23 protein-coding genes are annotated in these 26,136 nt (G+C 67.7%); 14 read left to right on the top strand and 9 right to left on the bottom strand.

Features of this window, described 5'->3' with window-relative positions; all coding sequences use genetic code 11:
• The first annotated feature begins 14 nt into the window (after window positions 1–14).
• From ACSQ3Y_RS11960 to mnhG, 9 genes are all read left to right on the top strand, one after another.
• The gene (locus ACSQ3Y_RS11960; protein ID WP_179681181.1) at window positions 15–326 is read left to right on the top strand and encodes a LapA family protein; all 312 of its coding nucleotides are present in this window, start codon (window positions 15–17) and stop codon (window positions 324–326) included.
• Complete coding sequence (gene lapB / locus ACSQ3Y_RS11955) at window positions 316–1,470, top strand: lipopolysaccharide assembly protein LapB (protein ID WP_436177410.1); 1,155 nt, start codon at window positions 316–318, stop codon at window positions 1,468–1,470. Before ACSQ3Y_RS11960 ends, lapB begins: the two co-directional genes overlap by 11 nt.
• 77 nt (window positions 1,471–1,547) lie before the next feature.
• The gene (locus ACSQ3Y_RS11950; RefSeq protein ID WP_436177409.1) at window positions 1,548–1,979 is read left to right on the top strand and encodes a ComEA family DNA-binding protein; all 432 of its coding nucleotides are present in this window, start codon (window positions 1,548–1,550) and stop codon (window positions 1,977–1,979) included.
• 145 nt (window positions 1,980–2,124) lie between these two features.
• On the top strand, window positions 2,125–5,106 hold the full coding sequence (locus ACSQ3Y_RS11945) for a monovalent cation/H+ antiporter subunit A (RefSeq protein ID WP_436177408.1): 2,982 nt from the start codon (window positions 2,125–2,127) through the stop codon (window positions 5,104–5,106).
• The gene (locus ACSQ3Y_RS11940) at window positions 5,106–5,471 is read left to right on the top strand and encodes a Na+/H+ antiporter subunit C (protein WP_057205897.1); all 366 of its coding nucleotides are present in this window, start codon (window positions 5,106–5,108) and stop codon (window positions 5,469–5,471) included. The genes ACSQ3Y_RS11945 and ACSQ3Y_RS11940 overlap by 1 nt, the downstream gene beginning before the upstream one ends.
• Complete coding sequence (locus ACSQ3Y_RS11935) at window positions 5,468–7,189, top strand: monovalent cation/H+ antiporter subunit D (RefSeq protein ID WP_436177407.1); 1,722 nt, start codon at window positions 5,468–5,470, stop codon at window positions 7,187–7,189. Before ACSQ3Y_RS11940 ends, ACSQ3Y_RS11935 begins: the two co-directional genes overlap by 4 nt.
• Window positions 7,189–7,683 (top strand): Na+/H+ antiporter subunit E, encoded by a 495-nt coding sequence (locus ACSQ3Y_RS11930; RefSeq protein WP_436177406.1) that lies wholly within the window; start codon window positions 7,189–7,191, stop codon window positions 7,681–7,683. Before ACSQ3Y_RS11935 ends, ACSQ3Y_RS11930 begins: the two co-directional genes overlap by 1 nt.
• Complete coding sequence (locus ACSQ3Y_RS11925; RefSeq protein ID WP_179681188.1) at window positions 7,680–7,958, top strand: K+/H+ antiporter subunit F; 279 nt, start codon at window positions 7,680–7,682, stop codon at window positions 7,956–7,958. Before ACSQ3Y_RS11930 ends, ACSQ3Y_RS11925 begins: the two co-directional genes overlap by 4 nt.
• Window positions 7,955–8,332, top strand: coding sequence for a monovalent cation/H(+) antiporter subunit G (gene mnhG, locus ACSQ3Y_RS11920; protein WP_436177405.1), 378 nt, complete (start codon window positions 7,955–7,957; stop codon window positions 8,330–8,332). Before ACSQ3Y_RS11925 ends, mnhG begins: the two co-directional genes overlap by 4 nt.
• Window positions 8,333–8,342: 10 nt before the next feature.
• On the opposite strand, the gene ACSQ3Y_RS11915 is transcribed toward mnhG, so the two are convergent.
• Genes ACSQ3Y_RS11915 through ACSQ3Y_RS11905 form a run of 3 tightly spaced genes read right to left on the bottom strand, consistent with a single transcriptional unit; the run spans window position 8,343 to window position 13,576 of the window.
• Entirely contained in the window at window positions 8,343–11,987 is a 3,645-nt protein-coding gene (locus tag ACSQ3Y_RS11915) for a hydantoinase B/oxoprolinase family protein (protein ID WP_436177404.1), read from the bottom strand.
• A gap of 2 nt (window positions 11,988–11,989) precedes the next feature.
• Window positions 11,990–12,994: a TRAP transporter substrate-binding protein gene (locus ACSQ3Y_RS11910; protein WP_082604398.1), complete on the bottom strand. Its 1,005-nt coding sequence runs from the start codon at window positions 12,992–12,994 to the stop codon at window positions 11,990–11,992.
• A 51-nt stretch (window positions 12,995–13,045) separates the two neighbouring features.
• The gene (locus ACSQ3Y_RS11905) at window positions 13,046–13,576 is read right to left on the bottom strand and encodes a winged helix DNA-binding protein (RefSeq protein WP_057205885.1); all 531 of its coding nucleotides are present in this window, start codon (window positions 13,574–13,576) and stop codon (window positions 13,046–13,048) included.
• A gap of 173 nt (window positions 13,577–13,749) precedes the next feature.
• On the opposite strand from ACSQ3Y_RS11905, the gene ACSQ3Y_RS11900 reads away from it, so the two are divergent.
• The 5 genes from ACSQ3Y_RS11900 to ACSQ3Y_RS11880 all read left to right on the top strand — a co-directional run bounded on the left by ACSQ3Y_RS11900 (window position 13,750) and on the right by ACSQ3Y_RS11880 (window position 17,949).
• Window positions 13,750–14,727, top strand: coding sequence for a TRAP transporter substrate-binding protein (locus ACSQ3Y_RS11900; protein WP_057269527.1), 978 nt, complete (start codon window positions 13,750–13,752; stop codon window positions 14,725–14,727).
• A gap of 13 nt (window positions 14,728–14,740) precedes the next feature.
• Entirely contained in the window at window positions 14,741–15,250 is a 510-nt protein-coding gene (locus ACSQ3Y_RS11895; RefSeq protein WP_057269528.1) for a TRAP transporter small permease, read from the top strand.
• A gap of 15 nt (window positions 15,251–15,265) precedes the next feature.
• Window positions 15,266–16,573: a TRAP transporter large permease gene (locus ACSQ3Y_RS11890; RefSeq protein WP_057269529.1), complete on the top strand. Its 1,308-nt coding sequence runs from the start codon at window positions 15,266–15,268 to the stop codon at window positions 16,571–16,573.
• Window positions 16,574–16,605: 32 nt separating this feature from the next.
• Window positions 16,606–16,992, top strand: a complete 387-nt coding sequence (crcB, locus tag ACSQ3Y_RS11885; RefSeq protein WP_057269530.1) for a fluoride efflux transporter CrcB — start codon at window positions 16,606–16,608, stop codon at window positions 16,990–16,992.
• 93 nt (window positions 16,993–17,085) lie between these two features.
• Window positions 17,086–17,949: a TIGR00730 family Rossman fold protein gene (locus tag ACSQ3Y_RS11880; RefSeq protein ID WP_057269531.1), complete on the top strand. Its 864-nt coding sequence runs from the start codon at window positions 17,086–17,088 to the stop codon at window positions 17,947–17,949.
• Between the two features lie 94 nt (window positions 17,950–18,043).
• Here ACSQ3Y_RS11880 and ACSQ3Y_RS11875 read toward each other — a convergent pair whose 3' ends face one another.
• From ACSQ3Y_RS11875 to ACSQ3Y_RS11850, 6 genes are all read right to left on the bottom strand, one after another.
• On the bottom strand, window positions 18,044–19,102 hold the full coding sequence (locus ACSQ3Y_RS11875) for a FecR family protein (RefSeq protein WP_436177403.1): 1,059 nt from the start codon (window positions 19,100–19,102) through the stop codon (window positions 18,044–18,046).
• A 19-nt stretch (window positions 19,103–19,121) separates the two neighbouring features.
• Window positions 19,122–20,462: a surface lipoprotein assembly modifier gene (locus ACSQ3Y_RS11870; RefSeq protein WP_436177402.1), complete on the bottom strand. Its 1,341-nt coding sequence runs from the start codon at window positions 20,460–20,462 to the stop codon at window positions 19,122–19,124.
• 174 nt (window positions 20,463–20,636) lie between these two features.
• Complete coding sequence (locus ACSQ3Y_RS11865; RefSeq protein WP_057205866.1) at window positions 20,637–21,812, bottom strand: MFS transporter; 1,176 nt, start codon at window positions 21,810–21,812, stop codon at window positions 20,637–20,639.
• Window positions 21,809–23,593, bottom strand: coding sequence for a DNA recombination protein RmuC (gene rmuC, locus ACSQ3Y_RS11860; RefSeq protein WP_436177401.1), 1,785 nt, complete (start codon window positions 23,591–23,593; stop codon window positions 21,809–21,811). The genes ACSQ3Y_RS11865 and rmuC overlap by 4 nt, the downstream gene beginning before the upstream one ends.
• 76 nt (window positions 23,594–23,669) lie before the next feature.
• Window positions 23,670–24,656, bottom strand: coding sequence for a 2-hydroxyacid dehydrogenase (locus tag ACSQ3Y_RS11855; RefSeq protein ID WP_436177400.1), 987 nt, complete (start codon window positions 24,654–24,656; stop codon window positions 23,670–23,672).
• Between the two features lie 18 nt (window positions 24,657–24,674).
• A complete protein-coding gene (locus ACSQ3Y_RS11850) occupies window positions 24,675–26,084 on the bottom strand; it encodes a sodium:proton antiporter (protein ID WP_436177399.1) in 1,410 nt (469 codons plus the stop codon).
• Window positions 26,085–26,136: the final 52 nt, after the last annotated feature.

Here is a 26,136-nt window from a genome sequence, read left to right as displayed (position 1 = left end):
CACCGGGGAGCCCCATGAAATACCTCCTGTGGCTGCTCAAGGCAGCCATTTTTTTTACCCTCTTCGCTTTCGCGCTGAACAACCAGCAAGACGCCACCGTGCACTTCTTCTTCGGCACGCAGTGGCGCGCGCCGCTGGTGCTGGTCGTGCTCACGGCCTTCTCTGCCGGCCTCATCGTGGGCGTGCTGGGCATGGTGCCGCGCTGGTGGAAGCACCGCAGCGTGGCACGCCAGGCCCTCAAGCAGGCCCCACCCGCCACCCCCGCCAAGGCCGCCGTCCCCGCCGAAGCCGCACCTGCCGAGATGCCGCCCATCCATGGAATTTGACCTCAGCTGGATTTTGCTGGGCCTGCCGCTGGCCTTCGTGCTCGGCTGGCTGGCATCGCGCTTCGACCTGCGCCAGTTGCGTGCCGAGAACCGCCGCGCACCCAAGGCCTACTTCAAGGGCCTGAACTTCCTGCTCAACGAGCAGCAGGACCAGGCCATCGATGCCTTCATCGAGGCCGTGCAGAACGACCCCGACACCTCCGAGCTGCACTTTGCCCTCGGCAACCTGTTTCGCCGCCGCGGCGAGTACGACCGGGCCGTGCGCGTGCACGAGCACCTGCTCTCGCGCGGCGACCTGGGCCGCACCGACCGTGAGCGCGCCCAGCACGCCCTGGCGCTCGACTTCCTCAAGGCCGGCCTGCTTGATCGTGCAGAAGACGCGCTGAACCGCCTGGAAGGCACGCCCTTCGAGGCCCAGGCCCGCCTGGCGCTGCTGGCCATCTACGAGCGCTCGCGCGACTGGCCCCATGCCACCTCCATTGCGCGCAAGATGCACGACGCCGACCAGGGCGATTTCAGCACCCGCCAGGCGCACTACCTGTGCGAGCAGGCGGCGGCGCTCAGCAGCAAGGCCGACCATGCCGGCGCCCTGGCTCTGCTGGAGCAGGCCGTGGCCGCCGCCCCGGGCGCCGCACGGGCCCGCATCGACATGGCGCGCCTGCAGCACCTGATGGGCCAGCCTGCGGCCGCGCTGGCCACCCTGAAGGCGCTGGGTGAGCACAACCCCGCCGCCCTGCCCCTGGCCGCCCCGCTGATGGTCGAGGCCGCAGCCAGCACAGGGCGCAGCACGGAAGCCCAGGCACTGCTGCAGGAACACTACGACAGCGCGCCCTCGCTCGACGTGCTGGAGAGCCTGGTCGCCATCGACACAGCCCAAGGCGCAGGCGAAGGCGCCCGCCAGCGCTATGTGGACCACCTGGACAAGGAGAAATCCCTGGTGGCCGCCGCCAAGTGGCTGGCGGGCGAAAAGCTGGAGCACGAGGCCTTCCACCCGCAGGTCCAGCGCGCACTGGACCACGCCGTGAAACCCCTCACCCGCTACCGCTGCGCGGCCTGCGGCTTCGAGGCGCGCCAGCACTTCTGGCAATGCCCGGGCTGCCAGACCTGGGACAGCTACCCGGCTCGGCGCGTGGAAGAGCTGTAGCGGCGGCACAAGCGACTTGATCCCCGGGCGCCGACCGATATGATGATCGGCACCACAACACCGAGGGAGTCGTATCCATGTTCAAGAAATTCCTGCTCATCATCGCCCTGCTGTTTGCCGGCACCGCATTTGCGGCCGTGGACGTGAACAAGGCCAGCGCGGCCGAGCTGGACGGCATCAAGGGCATCGGCCCGGCCATGTCCGAGAAGATCATCAACGAGCGCAAGGCCAGCGAGTTCAAGGACTGGAACGACTTCATCGGCCGAGTCGGCGGCGTGGGCGAGAAGACGGCGGCCAGGTTTTCGGCCGAGGGTCTGACCGTCAACGGCAAGCGCTTCAGCGCCGCAGCCCAGGCCAAGGCCGACAAGAAGAAGAAAGGCGCAGAAACCAAGGCGAGCAAGACCGCCAAAGCCGACGACAAGCCCGCCAGCAAGAAGAAGGACAAAGCGGCAGCACCTGCAACCGCTGCGTCCGCCCCCCAGGCGGCTGCCAGCGACGCGAAGAAGTAAGGCATGGGCTGCGCACAGGGCGCACCCGCACGCCCACCAGCCCGCTTCGGCGGGCTTTTTCATGGGCGCAGCCGGCGCCGCGAAGGCGCAGCCTCTCCGGACCTTACAAAGGGACTTTCGAGGCACACCCTAAAATCGTTCGGGCATGCCCCTGATCACCCTCATCCTTCTCCCCTTCATCGGCAGTCTTCTGGCGGCCATCCTACCCGCCAACGCCCGCAACACCGAGTCCACCCTGGCCGGGCTCATCGCCCTGTTCTGCACGGTGCAGGCCGCGCTGTACTTCCCCCAGATCGCGGGCGGCGAGGTGCTGCGCCAGGAGATCACCTGGCTGCCCGCGCTGGGCCTGAACCTGGTGATACGGCTCGACGGCTTTGCCTGGATGTTCTGCATGCTGGTGCTGGGGGTCGGCTCGCTGGTGGTGCTGTATGCGCGCTACTACATGTCTGCGGCCGACCCGGTGCCGCGCTTCTTCTCGTTCTTTCTGGCCTTCATGGGCGCCATGGTGGGCGTGGTGCTCTCGGGCAACATCATCCAGATCGCCCTGTTCTGGGAACTGACCAGCCTGTTCTCCTTTTTGCTGATCGGCTACTGGCACCACCGCAAGGATGCGCGGCGCGGCGCGCGCATGGCGCTCACCGTCACCGGTACGGGCGGGCTGTGCATGCTGGCCGGCATGCTGGTGCTGGGCCACATCGTGGGCAGCTACGACCTCGACCACGTGCTGGCCGCAGGCGCGCTGATCAAGGCGCACCCGCTGTACCTCACGGCGCTGGTGCTGATCCTGCTGGGCGCCTTCACCAAGAGCGCCCAGTTCCCGTTCCACTTCTGGCTGCCGAACGCCATGGCGGCGCCCACGCCGGTGTCTGCCTACCTGCACTCTGCCACCATGGTCAAAGCCGGCGTGTTCCTGCTGGCACGGCTGTGGCCGGCGCTGGCAGGCACGGAGCAGTGGTTCTGGCTGGTGGGTGGCGCGGGCCTGTGCACGCTGCTGGTGGGTGGCTATGCGGCCATGTTCCAGAACGACCTCAAGGGGCTGCTGGCCTACTCCACCATCTCGCACCTGGGGCTCATCACGCTGCTCTTGGGCCTGAACAGCCCGCTGGCGGCCGTGGCGGCGGTGTTCCACATCATGAACCACGCGACCTTCAAGGCCTCGCTGTTCATGGCGGCCGGCATCGTCGACCATGAAAGCGGCACGCGCGACATCCGGCGCCTGTCGGGCTTGGTGCGCATGATGCCCATCACCGGCACGCTGGCCATGGTGGCCAGTGCCGCCATGGCGGGCGTGCCGCTGCTCAACGGCTTTTTGTCCAAGGAGATGTTCTTTGCCGAAACGGTGTTCGTGAACACCGTGCCCTGGCTCGAGGTTCTGCTGCCCGTGGCCGCCACCGTGGCCGGCATCTTCAGCGTGGCCTACTCGCTGCGCTTCACGGTCGACGTGTTCTGGGGCCCGCCCGCCACCGACCTGCCCCGCACCCCGCACGAGCCCCCGCACTGGATGCGCGTGCCGGTCGAGCTGCTGGTACTGGCCTGCCTGGTGGTGGGCACCCTGCCTGCCTGGTCCGTGGGCGCCGTGCTGCAGGCCGCTGCACGCCCCGTGGTGGGGGGCGAGCTGCCCACGTACAGCCTGGCGGTCTGGCATGGCTTCAACACCCCGTTCGTGATGAGCCTGGTGGCGCTGGCGGGCGGCATTGCGCTGTACCTGCTGCTGCGCTGGCTGCGTGCGCGCGGCGCGCTCGACGCACCACCGCTGATGCGCCACATCAGCGGTCAGCAGTTGTTTGACGGCACCCTGGCGCGGCTTTCGCTGGCCGGGCGCAACGGCCGACGCCTGCTGGGCACCCAGCGCCTGCAGTGGCAGATGCTGTGGCTGGTGGCTGCGGCCCTGGTGGCCGGCACACTGCCGCTGTGGGTGCGCGGCCTGCCCATCGGTGCGCGCGAGCAGTTGCCCCTGTCGCCCGCGTTCGCGGTGCTGTGGTTCCTGGGCTCCATGTGCGCGGTGGCCGCTGCCTGGCAGGCCAAGTACCACCGACTGGCGGCACTGACCTTGCTGGGCGGCGCGGGGCTGTGCACCTGCCTGACCTTCCTGTGGTTCTCGGCACCCGATCTGGCGCTCACACAGATCGTGGTGGAGGTGGTGACCACCATCCTGATCCTGCTGGGCCTGCGCTGGCTCCCCCGGCGCGACGAGAGCCTGCGCGTGCCCACGCTGGCGCAGGAGCGCCGCACGCAGCTGCGCCGCTACCGCGACATGACCCTGGCCCTGCTCACCGGCGGCGGCATGGCGCTGCTGTCGTTCGCCATGATGAGCCGGCCTTTCCCCGAGAGCACCTCCACCTTCTTCCTGGAGCGTGCGCTCACCGACGGCGGCGGCACCAACGTGGTCAACGTGATGCTGGTGGACTTCCGCGGCTTCGACACCTTCGGCGAGATCGTGGTGCTGGGCATCGTGGCCCTCACGGTGTATGCGCTGCTGCGGCGCTTTCGCCCGGCGCGCGAGGTGATGGACCTGCCGCCCCAGCAGCGCGCCGTACCCGCCGACGTGGCCACCGACCTGGCCAACCCGCGCCAGACCATGGACACCGCCGTGGGCTACCTCATGGTGCCCGCAGTGCTGGTGCGCCTGCTGCTGCCATTTGCGACCCTGGTGGCCGTGTACCTCTTCATGCGCGGGCACAACGAGCCCGGCGGCGGCTTCGTGGCCGGGCTGGTCTTCTCGGTAGCGCTGGTGTTGCAGTACATGGTGTCCGGCACCTCGTGGGTCGAAGCCCACCTGCCGCTGTACCCGCGCCGCTGGATCGGCACCGGCCTGCTGATCGCCCTGGCCACGGGCCTGGGTGCGCTGTTCTGGGGCTACCCCTTCCTCACCAGCCACACGGCGCACCTGCACCTGCCGGTGGTGGGCGAGGTGCACGTGGCCAGCGCCTTGTTCTTCGACATCGGCGTGTTCACGCTGGTGGTGGGCTCCACCTTGCTGATTCTCACGGCCATTGCCCACCAGTCGGTGCGCAGCCACCGCTACAACGCCCGCGCTGCCGAGGAAGCGCTGGAGGAGCAGGCCGCCGCCATGGCCGCCGCATCGGTCGCCACCGCCCCCCACAACAACGTCCAAGGAGCCCACTGATGGAACTGATTCTGGCCCTGGCCATCGGCATACTCACCGGCTCGGGCGTGTGGCTGCTGCTGCGCCCGCGCACCTTCCAGGTCATCATGGGGCTGGCGCTGCTGTCGTACGCCGTGAACCTGTTCATCTTCAGCATGGGCCGCCTGGGCCTGGCGATCAACAAGGAGCCGGTCCTGCGGGCCGGCCTGCCGCAGGACCTGGCCCACTACGCCGACCCCATGCCCCAGGCGCTCACGCTCACGGCCATCGTCATCGGCTTTGCCATGACGGCGCTGTTCCTCGTGGTGCTGCTGGCCTCGCGCGGCATGTCGGGCACCGACCATGTGGACGGCACGCGCGCCAAAGACGCGCAGGAGATGCCATGACGGGCGAGCTGACCGCACATGTCACGGCGCTGCTGATGCCGCACCTGATCCTGGCGCCGATCGCGCTACCGCTGCTCACGGCCGGCCTCATGCTGCTGCTGCGCGAAGAGCGCCAGCGCACCAAGGTGGCCATGAACGTGGGCTCCACCTTCCTCGGCCTGGTCATCGCCGTGCTGCTGCTGGTGCAGGCCAAGCAGCCTGGCGTGCAGACCAGCCTGGGGGTCTACCTGCCCGGCAACTGGCCGGCGCCCTTCGGCATCGTGCTGGCGCTCGACCGCCTCTCGGCCATGATGCTGGTGCTGGCCAGCACGGTGGCGCTGGCCACGGTGCTGTTTTCGGTCGCACGCTGGCACAAGGCGGGGGTGCACTTCCACCCGCTGTTCCAGTTCCAACTCATGGGGCTGGCGGGTGCCTTCCTCACGGCCGACCTGTTCAACCTGTTCGTGTTCTTCGAGATCATGCTGGCGGCCTCCTACGGCCTGTTGCTGCATGGTTCGGGCCGGCCCCGCGTGTCGGCGGGCCTGCACTACATCGCCATCAACCTCGCTGCCTCGTCGCTGTTCCTGATCGGCGTGTCCATGCTCTACGGCATCACCGGCACGCTGAACATGGCCGACCTGGCGCGCGGCATCGCAGGCATCGACCCGTCCGACCGGGGGTTGCTGCATGCGGCGGCCGGCATCCTGGCCGTGGCCTTCCTCATCAAGGCTGCGGTGTGGCCGCTCAACTTCTGGCTGGTGCCGGCCTACAGCGCGGCAACCGCGCCCGTGGGTGCGCTGTTCGCGCTCATGACCAAGGTGGGGGTGTACAGCATCCTCAGGCTGTGGACGCTGATGTTCAGCAGCGATGCCGGCGACTCGGCCCAATTCGGCAGCCAGTGGCTCATCGGCGCTGGCCTGGTGACCATGGCCTTTGGCGCCGTCGGCATGCTGGGCTCGCAGCGCCTGGGACACCTTGCGGGCTACGCGGCCATCCTCTCGTCGGGCACGCTGCTGGCGGCCCTGGGCTTCGGGCAGACCCTGCTCACGGCCGGTCTGCTGTACTACCTGCTGGGCTCCACGCTGGCCGTGAGCGCCCTCTTCTTGCTGACCGATTTGATCGACCGCTGGCGCAACGACGGCTCCAACCTCGCCCCCTACGAGCAGACCGATGACGCCCCCTTCCTCACCCCCGACCTGGTGCCCGCCCAGGGGCTGAACCTGGACGACAAGGAGGAGGTGCTGATCGGACGGGTCATCCCCGCCGCAGTGGCCTTCCTGGGCCTGGCCTTCATGGCCTGCACGCTGGTGATCGCCGGGTTGCCGCCGCTGCCCGGCTTCGTGGGCAAGTTCGCGATGATCCACGCCCTGCTCAACCCGCTCGGCCTGGGACCATCGGGCGGCTTCGTGCTCGGGTCTGCGGGCTGGGCGCTGCTGGCACTGATGGTGGGCACGGGCCTGCTGGCGCTGATTGCACTCACCCGTGCCGGCATACGGCATTTCTGGGCATCGCACGGGCGTGCGTCGCCCAAGCTGCTGGTGCTCGAAGGCCTGCCCATTGCCCTGCTGCTCACCGGCTGCGCGCTGCTGACCTGGCAGGCCGGCGCCGTGATGCGCTACACCCAGGCCACGGCCGATGCCCTGCACGCGCCCAGCACCTATGTGCAGGCCGTGATGTCCGCCAGGCCCGTCCCCAACCCGCCCGGCACGGCACCGGGCGCCAACGGAAGGCCGCAGTGATGATCAAGCGCATCCTCCCCGCCCCCCTGCTGTCGCTGGCGCTGCTCGCCTTGTGGCTGCTGCTCAACCGCTCGGTCAGCGCCGGCCACATCGTGCTGGGTGGCGTGCTGGCGCTCGCCATACCGCTGCTCACGGCCGGCCTGCGCCCCCTGCCCGTGCGCATCCGCGCGCCAGGAGCGGCGCTGCGCCTGGCGCTGACCGTCATGGCCGACACTGTGCAATCGAACATCGCCGTCTCCCGGCTGCTGCTGTCGCCCGGCCGCAGGCGCCACCCCTCGGGCTTCGTGCAGATTCCCCTGGAGTTGCGCGATGCCAATGCCCTTGCGGTGCTGGCCGTCATCGTCAGCATCGCCCCGGGTACGGCCTGGGCCGAACTCTCGGTGGACCGCAGCATGCTGATGCTGCACGTGCTGGAGGTGGACGACGCCCAGGCCGTTGCCGCGCAGATCAAGCAGCGCTACGAGCGCCCCCTGATGGAGATCTTTGAATCATGACCCCGATACTCGACTGGGCCCTGCCCGCCGCCCTCTTCATGCTGGTGCTGGCCATGGGCTGTGCGCTGGCCCGCCTGCTCAAGGGCCCGTCGGCGCAGGACCGGGTGCTGGCGCTGGACTGCATGTACCTCAACGGCATGCTCGCCATGCTGGTGCTGGGCCTCTTGTACGGCAGCAAGAACTACTTCGAGGCGGCACTGCTGCTGGCACTGTTCAGCTTCGTCGGGTCCATGGCCATGGCCAAGTTCCTGCTGCGCGGCGAGGTGATCGAATGACCAACACCACCGCCCTGCTGCCCCTGTGGCTGGAGATCGTGGTGGCGGCCCTGGTGCTGCTGGGCGCGGGCATGGCCCTGCTCGGCGCCACCGGCCTGCTGCGCCTGCCGACCTTCTTCGAGCGCCTGCATGCGCCGTCCATCGCTGCCACCATGGGTTGCTGGTGCATCATGCATGCCACCGTGATCTATTTCTCCGTCGCGGACGGCAGCCTGGCACTGCACGCCCTGCTGATCGCGGGCTTCGTGGCCGTCACCGTGCCGGTGACCTCGATCTTCCTGATGCGCGCAGCCCTCTTCCGGGCCCGCCAGGCCGGGCAGGACGTGCCGCCCAGCCTGAGCAGCGTCACGCCTGCCGGCCGCAAGGACCTGTAGGCCCCGGCGGTCAGCCCGGGGTTCCGAAGCCTCCACCCCCGGGGGTGTGGATTTCGAACACATCGCCGGGCTGCATCTGCGCTTGGCCAATGTGGTCCAGAGCTTCCACCTTGCCATTGGCCCGCACCACCTTGTTGACGCCCACGGCCCCCGGCGAGCCGCCGGCCATGCCGAAAGCACCGTGGTGGCGGCCATTGGAGAGGATGCTGGCCGTCATGGGCTCGAGGAAGAGCACGCGGCGCACGCCGCCATCGCCACCCGCCCAGCGCCCCGCGCCGCCCGAGCCCTTGCGGATCTCGTAGCCTTCCAGCCGCACCGGGAAACGGAACTCCAGCACCTCAGGGTCCGTCAGGCGCGAATTGGTCATATGGCACTGCACCACGCTCGTGCCGGCAAAGCCGTCCACCAGCGTGCCTGAGGCATCCCACACGCCGCCGGCACCGCTGCCGCCCGAGATGGTCTCGTAGTACTGGTAGCGCTCACTGCCGAAGGTGAAGTTGTTCATGGTGCACTGCCCCGCCGCCATCAGGCCCAGCGCGCCATAAAGGGCGTTGGTGATGCAGGTGGAGGTCTCCACGTTGCCTGCGACCACCGACGCCGGTGGATTGGGGTTGAGCATGGAGCCCTGCGGGATGATGACCTTGAGCGGCTTCAGGCACCCAGCGTTGAGCGGAATGTCGTCCTGCACCAGGGTGCGGAACACGTAGAGCACGGCCGCCATGCACACCGCCGTGGGCGCATTGAAGTTGTGCGTCTGCTGCGCGCTGGTGCCCGTGAAGTCGATCTCGGCGCTGCGGTTCTTGGCATCCACGCGCACGGCAACGCTGATTTGCGAGCCATTGTCCAGCGGCAAGGTGAACTGGCCATCCTTCAGGCGCGTGATCACGCGGCGCACCGATTCCTCGGCGTTGTCCTGCACATGGAGCATGTAGGCCTGCACGACATCGAGGCCGAACTCGCTCACCATGCGGCGCAGCTCCTGCTGGCCCTTTTCGTTGGCGGCGATCTGCGCGCGCAGGTCGGCCATGTTCTGCTGGGGGTTGCGCGAAGGGTACTCGCCGCTCTCGAGCAGCGCGATCATCTCCGCCTCACGCAGCACGCCGCGCTCGACCAGCTTCACATTGTTGATCTGCACGCCCTCTTCCTCGATGCGCGTGGAGAACGGAGGCATGGAGCCCGGCGTGATGCCGCCCACGTCCGCATGGTGGCCGCGGCTGCCCACGTAGAAGGTGGGCTCGGCCTCCTCGCCGATATAGACCGGCGTGATCACCGTGATGTCGGGCAGGTGCGTGCCGCCGTGGTAGGGGTCGTTGAGCACGTACACGTCGCCCGGCTGCATGCGGCCCGCGTTGTCGCGGATCACCGTCTTGATGCTCTCGCCCATGGAGCCCAAGTGCACCGGCATGTGCGGCGCATTGGCGATCAGGTTGCCCGCCGTGTCGAACAGTGCGCAACTGAAGTCCAGGCGCTCCTTGATGTTGACCGAGTAGGCCGTGTTCTGCAGCTGCAGGCCCATCTGCTCGGCGATGTTCATGAACAGATTGTTGAACACTTCGAGCAGCACCGGGTCCACCGTGGTGCCTACGGCGTGCTGCACGGCACGCGCCACGCGGCGCTCCAGCAGCAGGTGGTCCAGGTCGGTGAGCTGCGCCTCCCAGCCGGGCTCGACGATGGTGGTGGCGTTCTTCTCGGCAATGATGGCCGGGCCGGGGATCACGTCGCCGGGGCGCAGGTCCTCGCGCACCACCAGGGCGGCGTCGTGCCAGGCGGCCACGCCGTCGGTGCCGCCGGTGTACATGCGCACCGTGCTGCGGCGCGGCACCTCGCGCGCGGGCTGCAGGGCATACCGCGGCTCCTCGGGCGCATCGCCGGGCACCACGGCCTCGACCGACACGGCCTCCACCACCAGGCCCTTGCCTTGCATCAGGAAAGCAAAACGCTGGCGGTACGCAGCCTCGAAGCTGGCTGTGATGGCCTCGATGCCGCCAAATGGAACAATCAAAGCAGAGTCGCTGCCCTCATAGCGCACATGCACGCGCCGATGCACCGTGGCAGTGCCGTCGCCGGCCTGCTGCTCCAGTTCGGAGCGCGCGGCCGTGGCCAGGCGCTCCAGCGTGGACTCGATGCCCGCCAGGGCCTCGGGTGCCAGCTTGCACTCCACTGCCTGCTCGCGTATCACGTTCTGGTCCGCCAGACCCATGCCGTAGGCGCTGAGCACGCCCGCCAACGGGTGTACGAACACACGCGTCATGCCCAGCGCATCGGCCACCAGGCAGGCGTGCTGCCCACCCGCCCCGCCAAAGCACTGCAGGGTGTAGCGCGTCACATCGTAGCCGCGCGCCACCGAGATCTTCTTGATCGCATTGGCCATCTGCTGCACGGCGATCTGGATGAAGCCGTGGGCCACATCTTCTGCGGCACGGCCCGTCTGGCCAGACAGGTCGGCGAACTTCTGCACGACCGCGTCGCCATCGAGCGCCTCATTGGCCCCATGGCCGAACACGCGCGGAAAGTGCGCCGGCTGGATCTTGCCGACCATCACATTGGCATCGGTCACGGCCAGCGGGCCGCCGCGGCGGTAGCTGGCCGGGCCGGGGTTGGCACCGGCACTCTCGGGGCCCACGCGAAAGCGTGCGCCATCGAAGCCGAGGATGGAACCGCCGCCCGCCGCCACGGTGTGGATGCTCATCATGGGGGCGCGCATGCGCACACCGGCCACCTGGGTCTCGAACTCGCGCTCGAACTCCCCCGCATAGTGGCTCACGTCGGTGGAGGTGCCGCCCATGTCGAAGCCGATCACGCGCTGGTGCCCGGCCAGGCCGGCCGTGCGTGCCATGCCGACAATGCCGCCGGCCGGGCCCGAGAGGATGGCATCCTTGCCCTGGAAGGCATGCGCGTCGGTCAGCCCGCCCGAGGACTGCATGAAGAACAGCGGCACGCCCGGCATCTCGCTGGCCACCTGCTCCACATAACGGCGCAGGATGGGCGAGAGGTAGGCGTCCACCACCGTGGTGTCACCGCGGCTCACCAGCTTCATCATGGGGCTGGTGGCGTGCGATGCGCTCACCTGCGTGAAGCCGGCTTCGCGCGCCAGGCGGGCGGCCGCCTCCTCGTGCGCGGTGTAGCGGTAGCCGTGCATGAAGACCACGGCCGCGCTGCGCAGGCCGGCGTCATAGGCGGCCCACAGGCGCTCCTTCAGGTGCGCCTCGTCCAGCGCCTCGATCACCTCGCCATGCGCGCCCATGCGCTCCTGCGCCTCGATCACGCGGGTGTACAAGAGCTCGGGCAGCACGATGTGGCGGTCGAACAGGCGCGGGCGGTTCTGGTAGGCGATGCGCAGCGCATCGCGAAAGCCCTTGGTCGTGATCAGGAGCGTGGGCTCGCCCTTGCGCTCGAGCAGCGCATTGGTGGCCACCGTGGTGCCCATCTTCACGCACTCCACCACCTCAGGCGTCACCGGCTCGCCCGCCTTCAGGCCCAGCAGGTGGCGGATGCCGGCCACGGCCGCGTCCTTGTACTGCTCGGGGTTCTCGGACAGCAGCTTGTGCGTGACCAGACTGCCGTCGGGCCGCTTGCCGACCACATCGGTGAAAGTGCCTCCCCGGTCGATCCAGAACTGCCAGCGTGCGGGGTGGGTGGAGGCGGAAGATGCCATCGTCATGAAGTCTGTGTGTAGAAAGGAATGAACAATCGGGTGGCGTCGTTACCGACGGTGCGCACCCATTCGCGTGAAAAACGTTCGCCCAGGCGGCCGATCTCGCGGCCCAGGTCCAGCGACAGGCGCTCGACGGCCATGCCATGGGACTTGAGGTCGCCCACGGCATTGCGCAGCGCCGCCTCGCTCATGGTCCAGCCCCGGTCCTCGGCCACCTTGGCCGAGTCCAGCAGCCCCTTGCGCGCCGCGGGAGACAGCGCATCCATGGCCTTCTTGCTGGCAAACACCATGTTCTTCGGAATCCAGGCATTGAGCTCGTAGTAGAACTTGGCGTGCGTCCACACCTGGCTTTCGGCCCCGGTGGCCGACGACGTGATCATGGCTTCGATTTGGCCCGAGGCCAGGGCCTTGGGAATGTCGGCCGTGGCCACATCCACCGGTGTGGCGCCGAGCAGCTCGGCAATGCGCACCGTCGTGGCGTTGTAGGTGCGCATCTTCAGGCCCTGAAAGTCTGATTTGGTGCGCACCGGCTTGACCGAGAACAGGCCCTGCGGCGGCCAGGCCACGGCATACAGCGGCACCAGCCCCTTGGCGGCCAGAGCCGTCTCGATCAGCGGCGCCTGGTACTGCCACAGGCGCCGCGCATCCTTGTAGGTAGACAGCACGAAGGGCACCGAGTCGGCCCCGGCCAGGGGCACGTCCTTGACGATGCCAGCCATCAGCACTTCGCCTGCCTCGGCCTTGCCCGACTGCACCGCCCCGAAGATCTCGGGCAGCTTGACCAGGCTGTTGTTGGAATGCACGGCGATGGCCAGTTCCCCGCCCGAGGCCTTGCCCACGTCCTGTGCGAAAAGTTCCGCATTCTGGGTGTGGAAGGTTTCCGGCTTGTAGCCGGTGGCCAGCTTCCATTGCACCGCGGCGCGCGCCCCCACGCCCACCAGACCCAGACAACCGCCCAATACGGTGGCACCTGCGCCACCCAGCCAATCACGTCGCTGCACAGACATACATGCTCCCTTGAAGTGGATGAACATGCACCACCACAGCGCACACGGCCATCACAGGGATGCCGCCGAACGTGCTGCCTGGTCGTACATGCCCGAGAGCACACGCAGCAAACGGGCCAGCTCGCCGATGTCGCGGTTCAGGGCATCGTCGGCATGCAGCGCATCGATCAGGCAGCGCTCGCGGATCTCGCGGTAGCGCTGCACGTAAGCCCGGCCCACATCGGTGGCCGCATAGGTCACCTCCTTGCCGTTCTTCTGCGAGGCCACCACGCCCAAGTTCTGCAGCTTTTTCAAAGCGTAGTTCACCAGGTGTGTGTCTTCCACGTTCATGATGAAGCAGATGTCGGCCAGGCGCTTGTCACGCGCCCGGTGCGTCACATGGTGCAGCACCACCACGTCCAGCGGTGTCAGGTCCTTGAGGCCCGCGGCGGACATGCAGTGCACCACCCAGCGATGAAAGGCATTGCCCGCGACGATGAGCCCGAACTCGAACTCGCTCATTTCGGCGCTCTGCGCAGACACCAGGTGCGCTGACGAGACGATGGGGCCGGAATCGCCCTTGGCCCGGGCCGCAGGTTTCATGGAAAGAGCCTTTGCAGAAGTCGAAACTGGCACGGGATGTGCATGCGCTCATTGTAGGCAAGTCACCAATGATTTGTTGGCAATTTGTCAACGTTCAGGCAAACACCTATGCCGTAACGAATTGCTTCCTATACAGTGGCATACCCCCCGTTTTCTACCTTGCGGAGCTATCAATGAAGCGTCGAATCCTCCCCCTCACTGCGCTGGCCCTGGCCTGTACTCTGTCCGTTCCCTCGGCTTTCGCCCAGACCAAGTGGGACTTGGCGGCCGCCTATCCGGCCACCAACTTCCACACCGAGAACATGATGCAGTTGGCCACCGATGTGGACAAGGCCACGGGGGGCAAGCTCAAGATCACGGTGCATGCGAATGCGGCACTGTTCAAGGCTCCTGAGATCAAGCGCGCCGTGCAAGGCGGCCAGGCACAGATGGGAGAGATCCTGCTGGCCAACTTCCAGAACGAATGGCAACTCTTCGGCGTCGATGGCCTGCCCTTCCTGGCCGACAGCTACGACGAATCCAAGAAGCTCTACGCCGCGCAAAAACCCTTCCTTGAAAAGAAACTGGGCGAGCAGGGCATGACGCTGCTGTACGCAGTGGCATGGCCACCGCAAGGCATCTACACCAAGAAGGCCCTGGCGACCGCAGCCGACCTCAAGGGCATCAAGTGGCGCGCCTACAGCCCGGCCACTGCACGCATCGCCGAACTGGTGGGTGCGCAGCCAGTCACCGTGCAGGCTGCTGAGTTCTCGCAGGCGCTGGCCACGGGTGTGGTCGAGTCGACCATGACCTCCGGCGCGACCGGCGTGGACAGCAAGCTGTACGAACACCTCAAGTTCTACTACGACACCCAGGCCTGGCTGCCCAAGAACGCCGTGCTGGTGAACAAGAAGGCCTTCGACGCCCTCGATAAGCCCCTGCAGGACGCCCTGCGCAAGGCGGGCGCCGATGCCGAGGCTCGCGGCTGGGCGGCCAGTGCCAAGGTCAACGCAGACACCCTGGCCAAGCTCAAGGCCAACGGCATGGAAGTGCTGCCGCCCCCCGCCGCACTGAAAGCGGACATGACCAAGGTGGGCGACACCATGCTCAAGGAATGGCTGGAAAAAGCCGGGCCTGATGGCAAGGCGCTGATCGACGCATATCGCAAGTAAGCAAGCCGCCGACATGCGCCGACTGCTTGATTTCTTGTACGACAGCGCCGCCGCACTGGCGGCGCTTTTCATGGTTGGCCTGCTGGGGATGGTGCTGCTGTCCATCGTCAGCCGACAGCTGCATTTCCACGTCCCCGGAGCCGATGCCTATGCCGGCTACCTGATGGCCGCAGCGGGTTTTCTGGCGCTGGCGCACACGCTCAAGCGGGGTGAGCACATCCGCGTGACCCTGCTGCTCAACGCGCTCAAGGGCAAGGCCAAGAAGGCCTTCGAGATCTGGGCGCTGGCCATCGCCTGCCTGCTGGCGCTGCTGTTTGCCGCCTACAGCTGCAAGCTGGCCTGGCAGTCCCACGAGTTCCACGACATATCCACCAGCAACGATGCCACACCACTGTGGATCCCCCAGATCGCCATGGCCCTGGGCACCGTGATCCTGGCCATCGCCTTCATCGACGAGCTGGTGCTCGAGATCCTGGACAGGCGCAGCCAGGCATCGCCTGGCGAAGCCCTGCGAAACGAATGACACAAGGCCGCCCCCATGAGTGATATCGCCATTACCGGCCTGTTGGTTCTTTCGCTGTTCCTGATCCTGGGCAGCGGTGTCTGGATAGGGCTCACGCTGTCCGGCGTGGCCTGGATCGGCATGCAGTTGTTTGCCGCGCGCCCTGCGGGCGATGCCATGGCAGTGACCATCTGGGGCTCAGCCTCCAGCTGGACGCTGACGGCCCTGCCCCTGTTCATCTGGATGGGCGAAATCCTGTTCCGCACCCGGCTGTCGCAAGACATGTTCAAGGGCCTTGCACCCTGGGTCCAGTCGCTGCCCGGGCGACTGCTGCACACCAACGTGGTGGGCTGCACCATCTTCGCGGCCGTCTCCGGCTCCAGCGCCGCCACCTGCGCCACCATCGGCAAGATGACGCTGCCCGAGCTCACGCGACGGGGCTACCCGGAAAAGATGGTCGTAGGCACGCTGGCGGGCGCCAGTACCCTAGGGTTGCTGATCCCGCCATCGATCATCATGATCGTCTACGGCGTATCGGCCGAGGTCTCGATCTCGCAGCTGTTCATCGCGGGGGTATTCCCGGGCATTCTGCTGGCGGCCCTGTTCTCGGGCTACATCATGGTGTGGGCGCTGCGCAATCCCGACCAGGTTCCCGCTGCGGACAAAAAGATGACGTTCATGGAGAAACTCTCGGAGTCGCGCAGCCTGATTCCGGTGGTGCTGCTGATCGTGGCGGTGTTGGGGTCCATCTACACCGGCTTTGCCACCGCCACCGAAGCCGCAGCCGTGGGCGTGGTCGGCTCGCTGGTGCTCTCCACGGTACAGGGCTCCATGAGTTGGAGCACCTTCAGGGATTCGCTCATGGGGGCCACGCGGCTGTACTGCATGATCGCACTGATCCTGGCGGGCGCCGCCTTCCTGACGCTGTCCATGGGCTACATCGGTCTGCCCCGGCACCTGGCCGAATGGATCGCGTCGCTGGGGCTGAACAAGGCCCAGCTGATCGCTGCGCTGGCCGTGTTCTTCATCATCCTGGGCTGCTTCCTGGACGGCATCTCGATGGTGGTGCTGACCATGGGTGTGCTCATGCCCACGGTACAGGCGGCTGGCATCGACCCCATCTGGTTCGGCATCTTCATCGTGCTGGTGGTGGAGATGGCTCAGATCACGCCGCCGGTGGGCTTCAACCTGTTCGTGCTGCAGGGCATGACCAATCGCCAGTTGCCCTGGATCGCCAAGACGGCCATGCCGATGTTCCTGCTCATGTGCGGCGCCGTGGCGCTGATCTACATCTTCCCGGGCATCGTCACCTGGTTGCCGCAGCAGATGGCAACGACGCGCTGAACGCGCTGCCGCCGCGCTGGTACATTGGCGCCATGCTGCCCATTCTCGCCATCTGTATCGGTGCCAGCCTAGGCGCGCTGGCCCGCTGGCGCTTGGGCCTGTGGCTCACCACAGGCACCTCCCTTCTGCCCTGGGGCACGCTGGCGGCCAACCTGGTGGGCGGCTACCTCATCGGCGTGGCCGTGGCGGTGCTCCAGGCCCTGCCGCAGCTTGATCCGGCCTGGCGCCTGGCGCTGGTCACGGGCTTCCTGGGCGGGCTCACCACGTTCTCCAGCTTTTCGGCCGAGGTGGTGGCCATGCTGATGCAGCAGCGCTATCTGCTGGCACTGGGCACCACAGGCCTGCATGTCGCGGGCTCCCTGGTACTCACGGTGCTGGGCATCCAGAGCGCCACCTGGTTTCTGGCCCAGCGCGCCTGATCCACCAGGTCTGCCTTGCAGGCGGGTCGGATTTCCTCACAAAAGAGCGACCCTGCACCGGAAACTGCCATGGAACCTCGGCACAATGGCCCCATGGACGCCAATACCCAACTCAACGAGAGCCGCCTGGCCGATGCCTGGGCCGAACTGCAGACCCATGCCTCCCAAGGCAACCCGCTGCATGCCGATGCCTACCGCCTGGCGTTTGCCGACCCCGAATTTTTGTTCCGCCGCGAGACGCGCGGCATCCGCTTCCAGCTGGAGATGCTCAAGCCCGACCTGGGCCAGGCCGCGCAGGGCATCGAGAGCACCGTGGTGGTCTATGGCAGCGCCCGCTTCGTTGCCCCCGACGAGGCCGCCGAACAGCTGACCGCAGCCGAGGCCAGCGGCGACGAGGCCCTCATTGCCAAGGCCCGGCAGGCCGTGCGCAATGCGCGCTACTACGATCTGGCGCGCCAGTTCGCCCGCCTGGTGGCCGAGCACAGCGAACGCAATGCGCCGGCCGACCGCATCTACGTGTGCACCGGCGGCGGCCCCGGCATCATGGAAGCCGCCAACCGCGGCGCCCACGACGTGGGCGCGCTCAACGTGGGCCTGAACATCGCCCTGCCCCACGAGCAGAGCGGCAACCGCTTCATCTCGCCCTCGCTGTGCTACAAGTTCCACTACTTCGCGCTGCGCAAGATGCATTTCATGATGCGTGCCAAGGCGCTGGTGGCCTTCCCTGGCGGCTTCGGCACGCTGGACGAGCTGTTCGAGGTGCTGACCCTGGTGCAGACCGGCAAGGCCAAGCCCGTGCCCATCGTGCTCTTTGGCACCGACTACTGGAAGCGGCTGGTCAACTTCGACGTGCTGGTGGAAGAAGGCACGATCTCGGAGCAGGACCTGAAGCTCTTTCACTACACCGACGACCCCCAGGAAGCCTGGGACCTGATCAAGTCGTTCTACAAGATCTGAACGCTTCGCGCCCCGGCGCGGCCGGGGGCGGCAGCGGCAACCCTTGGGGCCGTCAAGTGGTGCGCGCCACTGCGCCTGCCCTGCTGGAACGGAATCAGCGTATCGGGGGCGGTGACGGAGGCAGCAAGATCACCCCTGGCGGCAGCACGAAGATGGGCGTGAACGTTGGCGGCGGCGGCACGGGTCGGGGTGGCGTTGTGGCGGGCGGTGTCGTCGTGGCGCCTGGCGTGGTGCCCGTGCCGGTACTGGGCGGTGGCGGCGCAGGCACGACCTCCGGAGGCGGCACCGGTACCGGCGCGGGACCCGGTGCAGGTATCGGCGGCTGAACCGGCCCCGGTGGCGGCGGTGGTGGCACCGGAACAGGGGCTGGCGGTGGCAGTGGCGGCGGAGGTGGTGGCAAGGGCACGACCGGATCCACCACCGGCGGCGGAGGCGGCACGTGCACCGGCGGTGGGGGAGGAGGAGGTGGTGGCGGCGGCGGAATGACGAACACGCTGGTGCGGTGGCCATCGCCGCCCAACTGATCGCCCGCCATCTGCGGCAGGGGCAGCGCGGGCAAGGGCAGCAGTGCGCGCGTGTTCGTGTACACCGGCAGCTTCTGGCTGGACAGCACCAGTACCGCCTCGCCGGCCTTCACGCCGACGCAGCCAGCCTCGGTACAGACCTCGATTTCGTCCTGTTCGCCGGCCACCGTGAGCTGGCCCTGCGCATTGAAGCCCACCAGGAAGGCCGAGCCCCGGATGCCCACCACGGCCGTGGGTGTGATGACCTTGTAACTGCCCGGGTTGCGCTTGCCGATCAGGCCCGTGATCGCACGCATGCCGCCGCGCAGCAAGGTCACCGCAAAGCCGTCCTGCGCCAGGTCGCCGCTGTCGGAATACCGGGTCACGGTGAACTGCGAATCCGGGTACAGCGCCACCAGGCCACCGTCTGTGAAGCGGATCTGGGCCCGCCCCGCACTGCCGGTGAGGAGCACATCGCCCGTGTCCACTTCGGCGCCCTTGGCCACGCCGCTGGTGGCATCGCCCCGGCGCAGGCTGACCTCGCCGGTGGCAAATTGCACCAGGCCAGCCGCAGCCAGGCCCGATGCCGGCCAGGCGGCCACCATGGCCATGAGCAGGGCAATACGGGACAGGCGAGGTTCGGTTTTCATGGCTGCACCTCTTCTGTGTTCAAAACTCGCGCCGAACGGTGACGGACCAGATGCGCCGCCGGTACTCCGACACGGGCAGCGTGGAATCGTTGTGCGTGCCGGTCCACTGCGGTGTGATGCGCCAGGCCGTGGTGGGAACCCATGACACCCCCAGCGAGGCATTCACCTGCCGGTCACGCCGCACCACGGCGAAGAACGGGTCGGCCGCGCCATAGCGGCGCCGCTCCCAGTCCAGGTTGGCGAACAGCGCCCAGTTGCGGGCCAGCGCCAGTTGCCCGCCCGCACGCATGCCCACCAGCCGGTGGCCGAGGTAGTCCACACCGGCCGCATCGGGCTCCTCGCGCCCACCATGCACGCCCGCATAGGCCACGCTGCCTTCGCGGAACACATGGGCGTAGGTGGTACCCAGCACCGTGCGCTGCACGTCGCGCAGCGGCTGCGTGGGGTAGTGCAGGCGCGCCGACTGCACAAAACTGCCCCACTGGCGAAAGCCATCGAGCCGGTAGATCCACTCGCCCAGCACCCCGCCGATGCTGCGCAGCCGCGTGCCATCGAGCGCGTAGTAGGCGCCCTGCCCCTGCACGATGAATTCATGGCGCTCCGAGCGCCAGGACACACCGGCGCTGGCATCGAGCTGGTCGGAATCGAATGCGCCGGCGCCGCCCTCGTTGCGGCGCGGCGTGCCTGCCGCAGCGCCGACCAGGGACCAGCGTGCGTCCATCACGTAGCGCCCGCGCACCGCCACCAGCGCCGCCAGGAAATCGGTCGACCGCGCCAGGGCCGAAGGCGCCAGCGTCCATGCCGGCGTGCCCGGCACCGGAGACGGCAGCAGCATCGAGGCCGGCCCTGCGTTCACATTGGAGTCGTGGCCCAGCGCCAGCTCGGCATAGCCCTTGAGGCTGGAGCCGCCATCGCTTGCGGCCCGGTCGTAGGAGACCAGGAACTGGTCGATGCTGAGTGCTGCATCCACCGGTGTGCCCTGTGACCGGGCGAGTTCGGACAGGGCCAGCACGCCGCGCTGGTCCCCCACGGCATACAGGGCACGGGCCAGTGCCACCTGTGCGGCCATGTTGTCCGGCTGTGCGGCCACCACGCGCTCCCAGGCCATCACGGCGCGGCTGTACTGGCCTGCGGCATGGGCGGCGCTGCCCATGGCGGCGTCAAAGGCGGGGTCGCCCGCGCGGGCCGCCTCCTGCGCATCGAGCAGGTCAAAGGCCTCGCGGGCAGACCCACGTTGCACCAGGGCTGACGCCTGGTCGATCAGCGCGTCGGCCTGCGCCGCCACCACGGGCGCCAGCCACAGCAGGGATGAGAGGGCCAGCGGCCCCGCGCCACAGCGGGCGAGACGAAAAACACCCATGGGAAGTCTCCTCATGCGGGTTGGGCGTCTTGCCCCGAGAGAGCCGCAAGGCCACCAGGCCGGCACCCCAAAGCCGGGCCGGCCATGCAGCTTTTTGCAAACGATGTGAGCAGACGCTACCGAAATCTACTCCGATTTCAGCAGCAGAGGCGTTTTTTTACAAAAGGGCCGCCATCAGTGCACGGCCTGCGGCTTGCCCATGTTCCAGGCCAGGCGCGCACCGGCCCCCACGGCGGCGCCTACCACCCAGAACACCCCGCCCACGCCGATCACGGCACCGGCGGTGCCGAACAGCATGGGCATGAGCACGCTCGATGCGTTGATGGCCATCAGGCGCAAGCCCAGCGCCTCGCCATGGCGGTGGGAGGGCGTGATCTGGTGCAGCAGGCTCATCACCATGGGCTGCACCGAACCCAGCGCAAAGCCCAGCAGCACCGAGCACACGCCCATGGTGAGCGCGGTGGGCATCACCGGGTAAACCGCAAACAGCGCCGCCGTGGCGACCATGGCCGCGGCCACCACCACGCGCTCGCGCAGGTGCTCGGCCACCAGGGGCATCAGCACGCGGATGACCGCAGCGGCAATCGCAAACGCCCCCAGGATGGAGCCAATGACCGATGCCGACAGCCCGCGCTCATGCCCGATCAGCGGCACCACGAAGGTGTGCACATCCCAGCACGAGGAGAGGATCCAGTTGACGATGAGCAGGCGCCGGAACGGCACCTCGTTCATCAGGTCCCAGGCGCGCTGGGGCGGACCGCCGGCCGCAGCGATCACCGGGGGCAGCTCCACCGTGTCGCGCACCCAGAACCAGGTGGCCAGCGGCAGCAGCGCCATGAGCGCGAACGCAGCGCGGTAGCCCTGGGTGTCGCCGGCGATGACGCCTGCATGGTCGATCATGAGCCCGGCGCAGAACGGCCCGATGAAGTTGGACACTGCCGGCCCGATGGCCAGCCAGCTGAACACCTGCTTGAGCGCCGTGGCATCGTGCGCGGCGCGCCCCACATGGCGCTGCAGCGCAATGGTGGCCGCGCCCGTGGCGCCCCCGGTGGCCAGTGCCGCCAGGCACAGCACGGGGAACACCGGGAACACCAGCGCGGCTGCAGCGCCCGCAGTGGCCACGGCTACAGCATAGCCCACCGGGCGCTTGAGGCCATGGCGGTCGGCATAGCGGCCGGCCGGCAGCGCCAGGAACACCTGGGTGAGCGCGAACAAGGCCAGCAGCACCCCCACGGCGGCGGCGCTGTATCCTTCGCGCAGGGCCAGCAAGGGGGCGGCCAGGCGCATGCCCGCCATGCAGGCGTGCACGCAGATCTGGCCGGCGATCAGGCGGGCCAGCGCCGCGTTCACAGCAGGTCGTCCTGCGCGTCAGCGGCCGACATCGGGGGCCGCAGCTTGGGCACGGCGCCGGCCACGTCAGGTGCGGGCAGGTCCTGCACGTCGCGCAGGCGCTTCTGGATGGCGCGGGTGCGCACACCGACTTCTTCAAAGCGCTTGGCGGCCGAGTCGATGGACTTCTTGGTGGCCTCGACCACGTCGCCGAACTTGGCGAACTCGGTCTTGACCATGCCCAGCAGGCTCCAGACCTCGGACGACCGCTTCTCGATGGCCAGGGTCTTGAAGCCCATCTGCAGGCTGTTGAGCATGGCCGCCAGGTTGGCGGGGCCGGTGATCATCACGCGGCAGTCGTTCTGCAACGCTTCCACCAGGCCGGGGCGGCGGATGACTTCGGCGAACAGCCCCTCGGTGGGCAGGTAGAGCACCGCGAAATCAGTGGTGTGCGGGGGCGAGACGTACTTGGCAAAGATCTTCCTGGCTTCGAGCTTGATCGAGGTCTCGAAGGCGTTGCCGGTCGAGGCGATGAGCCCCTTGTCCGCTGCGTCCTGTGCATCCATCAGGCGCTGGTACTGCTCCACCGGGTACTTGGAGTCGATGGGCAGCCACACGGGGTGCTCGTCGCTCTTGCCTGGCAGGCGGATGGCGAACTCCACCAGGTCGTCGCTGCCTGGCACGGTCTTCACGTTGCGCGCGAACTGGTCGGGCGTGAGCACGTTCTCGATGATGGCGCCGAGCTGCATTTCGCCCCAGGTACCGCGCGACTTCACGTTGGTCATCACGCGCTTCAAGTCCCCCACACTGCCGGCCAGGGTCTGCATCTCGCCCAGGCCCTTGTGTACCTGCTCCAGGCGGTCGCTCACCAGCTTGAAGGATTCGCCCAGGCGCTGCTCCAGCGTGGCGTGCAGTTTTTCGTCCACCGTGCGGCGCATCTCTTCGAGCTTGGTGGAGTTGTCGGCCTGGATCGCAGCCAGGCGCTCGTTGAGCGCGTTGCGCAACTGCTCGGCATTGGTCTGGCTGCCCTGCAGCATGCCGGTGAGCTGCTGCGAGACGGCGTCCTGCAGCACCGAGAACTGGTGGCGGATCTGGTTGCCATTGGCTTCGAGCTGGTCCTTGAGCGCACCGGACATGGTGCCCAGTTGGCTCTGGATGTCGCCCTTGAGCGAGTCGAGCGTGGTGCGCGTGGCCAGGGTCAGCGCCTCGAAGCGCTCCTGGATGCGCTTTTCGAACAGCACCCCGCTCTCGGCCATGGTCTCGCGCGACTTGACGCTCTCGGCCGCCAGCCCGGCCGTGGTGGTGGTGAGCTCGGTGCGAAAACCGGTGAGCGTGTCCGACAGCTCCTTGCGCGCCACGGCCGAATCGGCCTGACCCTGCGCCAGGTTCGCCAGCAGGGCCTTGCTGCTTTCTTCCAGCCGGCCAGCCACGGACTGCTGCAGCCCGTCGAAGCGCTTGGCCAGTTGCCCCTCGAACACGCCGAACGCCGCCAGCAGCTCGGCGCGGCCATTGCGCGACTCGGTCACGGCCTGGGCCAGGCGCTCGTCCACGGCGTGGCGCACGGTTTCCAGCGTGGCCTGGGTGGTCTGGGTGAAGCCACGCATCTGCTGGGCCAGGGCCTCCATGGCCCCATCGTTGCGGGCCACGGCCAGTTGCGTGGCCTGGGCTGTCTGCTCCAGCGCCTGCAGGCGGGCGGCCAGTTCGGGCGGCAGATCGACGCGCGGGCGGCGCAGCAGCACGAGCACCAGCAGCAACAGGACAAGGGCCAGCGCGGCCAGCAGGATGAGGGTGTCGGTAGTCAAAAAAGAAGCCTGGCTAGGAGATTGCGCACCGATGCGGTGCGCGGTGGCAGGCGGCTATTGTGTATGCAAAAACGGATCAGCGTGCGCGTGGCACAGGGGTGTTGACAGGGGTCAGCGGCGCCCCGGCTTCGAAGAACGCGATCAGGTTGTCCGCCGCCAGATTGGCCATGGCACGGCGCGTGGGCACGGTGGCGCTGGCAATGTGCGGGGTGAGCACCACATTGGGCACGGTGAGCAGATCGGGGTGCACGCTGGGCTCGCCCTCGAAGACGTCGAGCCCCGCCGCCGCGATGCGCTGTTCGCGCAGGGCCACGGCCAGGGCCGCGTCGTCCACGATGCCGCCGCGCGCAATGTTGATCAGCGTAGCCGTGGGCTTCATCAGCGCCAGCTCGGCCGCGCCGATGGTGTGGTGCGATGCCGGCGTGTAGGGCACCACCAGCACCACATGGTCGGCCGTGCGCAGCAGCTCTTCCTTGCCCACGTAGCGGGCCCTGCATTCGGCCTCCAGCTCAGGCGACAGGCGCGAGCGGTTGTGGTAGACCACGTTCATGCCAAAGCCGTGCGCGCCCCGGCGCGCAATGCCCTGGCCGATGCGGCCCATGCCGATGATGCCGAGCGTGCTGCCATGGATATCCGAGCCCGAGAACATGTCGTAGCTCCACTTGGTCCACTGCCCGGCGCGCAGGTAGTGCTCGCTCTCGGTCATGCGGCGCGCGGTGGCCATCAAGAGCGCAAAGCCGAAGTCGGCCGTGGTCTCGGTCAGCACGTCGGGCGTGTTGGTGCCCTGCACGCCTGCGGCGGTCATGGCGTCCACGTCGAAGTTGTTGTAGCCCACGGCCATGTTGGCCACGATGCGCAGGCGCGGCGCAGCGGCCAGCAGCAGTGCATCGATGCGCTGGCTGCCAGTGGTGAAGGCGCCGTCCTTGTCGGCCAGGCGCTCGGCCAGCTCGGCCGGGGTCCAGATCACGTCCTCGGGGTTGTCCTGCACCTCGAAGTGCTGGCGCAGGCGCTCGACGATGTCCGGGAAGATCGCGCGGGCGACCAGGATGCGGGGCTTGCTCATGAAAGTTCGATCTCCAGATCAACGGAACCAGATGAAGGTCATCACGACGAACAGCGGCACCAGGATGCCGCCCGACCACAGCATGTAGCCGAAGAAGCTGGGCATCTTCACGCCGCGGTCTTCGGCAATTGCCTTGACCATCATGTTGGGTGCATTGCCGATGTAGGTGTTGGCGCCCATGAACACCGCGCCCGCCGAGATGGCGGCCAGCGTGGGCGCCAGCGTGGTCATGAGCACGGCCGGGTCGCCGCCGGCGGTGTTGAAGAACACCAGGTAGGTGGGCGCGTTGTCGAGGAAGGAGCTGAGCGCGCCGGTGGCCCAGAAGTACATGGCCGGGTCGGGCGAACCGTCGGGGCGCGTCACGGCCGAGACCACGGCGCCGAACGGACCGCTGGTGCCGGCCTTGAGCATGGCGATCACGGGGATGATGGTCAGGAAAATGCCCGCGAACAGCTTGGCCACCTCCTGCATCGGGCCCCAGCCGAACTGGTTGTCCGCATGTACCTGGGCGGGGGTGAGCTTGAACGATACCAGCGCCACGACGATCAGGCCGACATCGCGCATCAGCCCGGGCAGGCCGACCTCGGCGCCAGCTATGGTCCAGGACACCGACGACTTCCAGAAGCCGCTCGCCAGCACCAGCGCCACCACCACGCCGAGCAGCACGAAGTTGAGCTTGCCGTCGAATCCGATGGCCCGGCTGTCGGGCGTGGGGTCCACCGGCAACGTCTCTTCGCGCCGGTGGTAGTACCAGGAGTCCAGGGCGTAGAAGATGGCCAGCAGCGCGCCCACCAGGAACAAGGTCTCCGGGAAGATGTGGCTGACCGTCCAGAAGAAGTCCACGCCCTTGAGGAAGCCCAGGAACAGCGGCGGGTCCCCCAGCGGCGTGAGCGATCCGCCCGCGTTGGAAACGATGAAGATGAAGAACACCACCACATGCGCCACGTGCTTGCGGTTGTCGTTGGCGCGGATCAGCGGGCGGATCAGCAGCATCGATGCGCCCGTGGTGCCCATGAAGCTCGCCAGGACCGCGCCGATCGCCAGGATGGCGGTGTTCAGCCCCGGGCTGCCATGCAGGTTGCCACGGATGTAGATGCCGCCGGACACCGTGTACAGCGCCGTGAGCAGGATCACGAACGGGATGTACTCGGCCACCAGCGCATGCACCAGGCTGATGCCTGCGGCCGGGGCACCGAACATCACGGCAAACGGCGCCAGAAAGGCCAGGCCCCAGGCAGCCGCCACCTTGCCGAAGTGGTGGTGCCAGAAACTGGGCACCAGCAAAGGCATGAGGGCGATGGACAGCAGCAGGCCGGCAAACGGAACACCCCACAGCACGGACAAGGCGCTGCCATCGATGTCCGCCGCCGTGGCCATGCCCGGCAGCGCGGCAAGGCCCGCAAGGGCCAGCCAGCGTGAAATCTTCATACGCATAACTCCATCAACTCAAAAATCGGGGTGCGCCGCTGGCGCGAAGCGA

Origin of the sequence: Acidovorax sp. LjRoot66 (genome assembly GCF_964253305.1) — a bacterium.
Lineage (GTDB): Bacteria > Pseudomonadota > Gammaproteobacteria > Burkholderiales > Burkholderiaceae_C > Acidovorax.
Note: the sequence above shows the minus strand (reverse complement) of the source record. Positions and strands in the feature narration are given on the sequence as shown.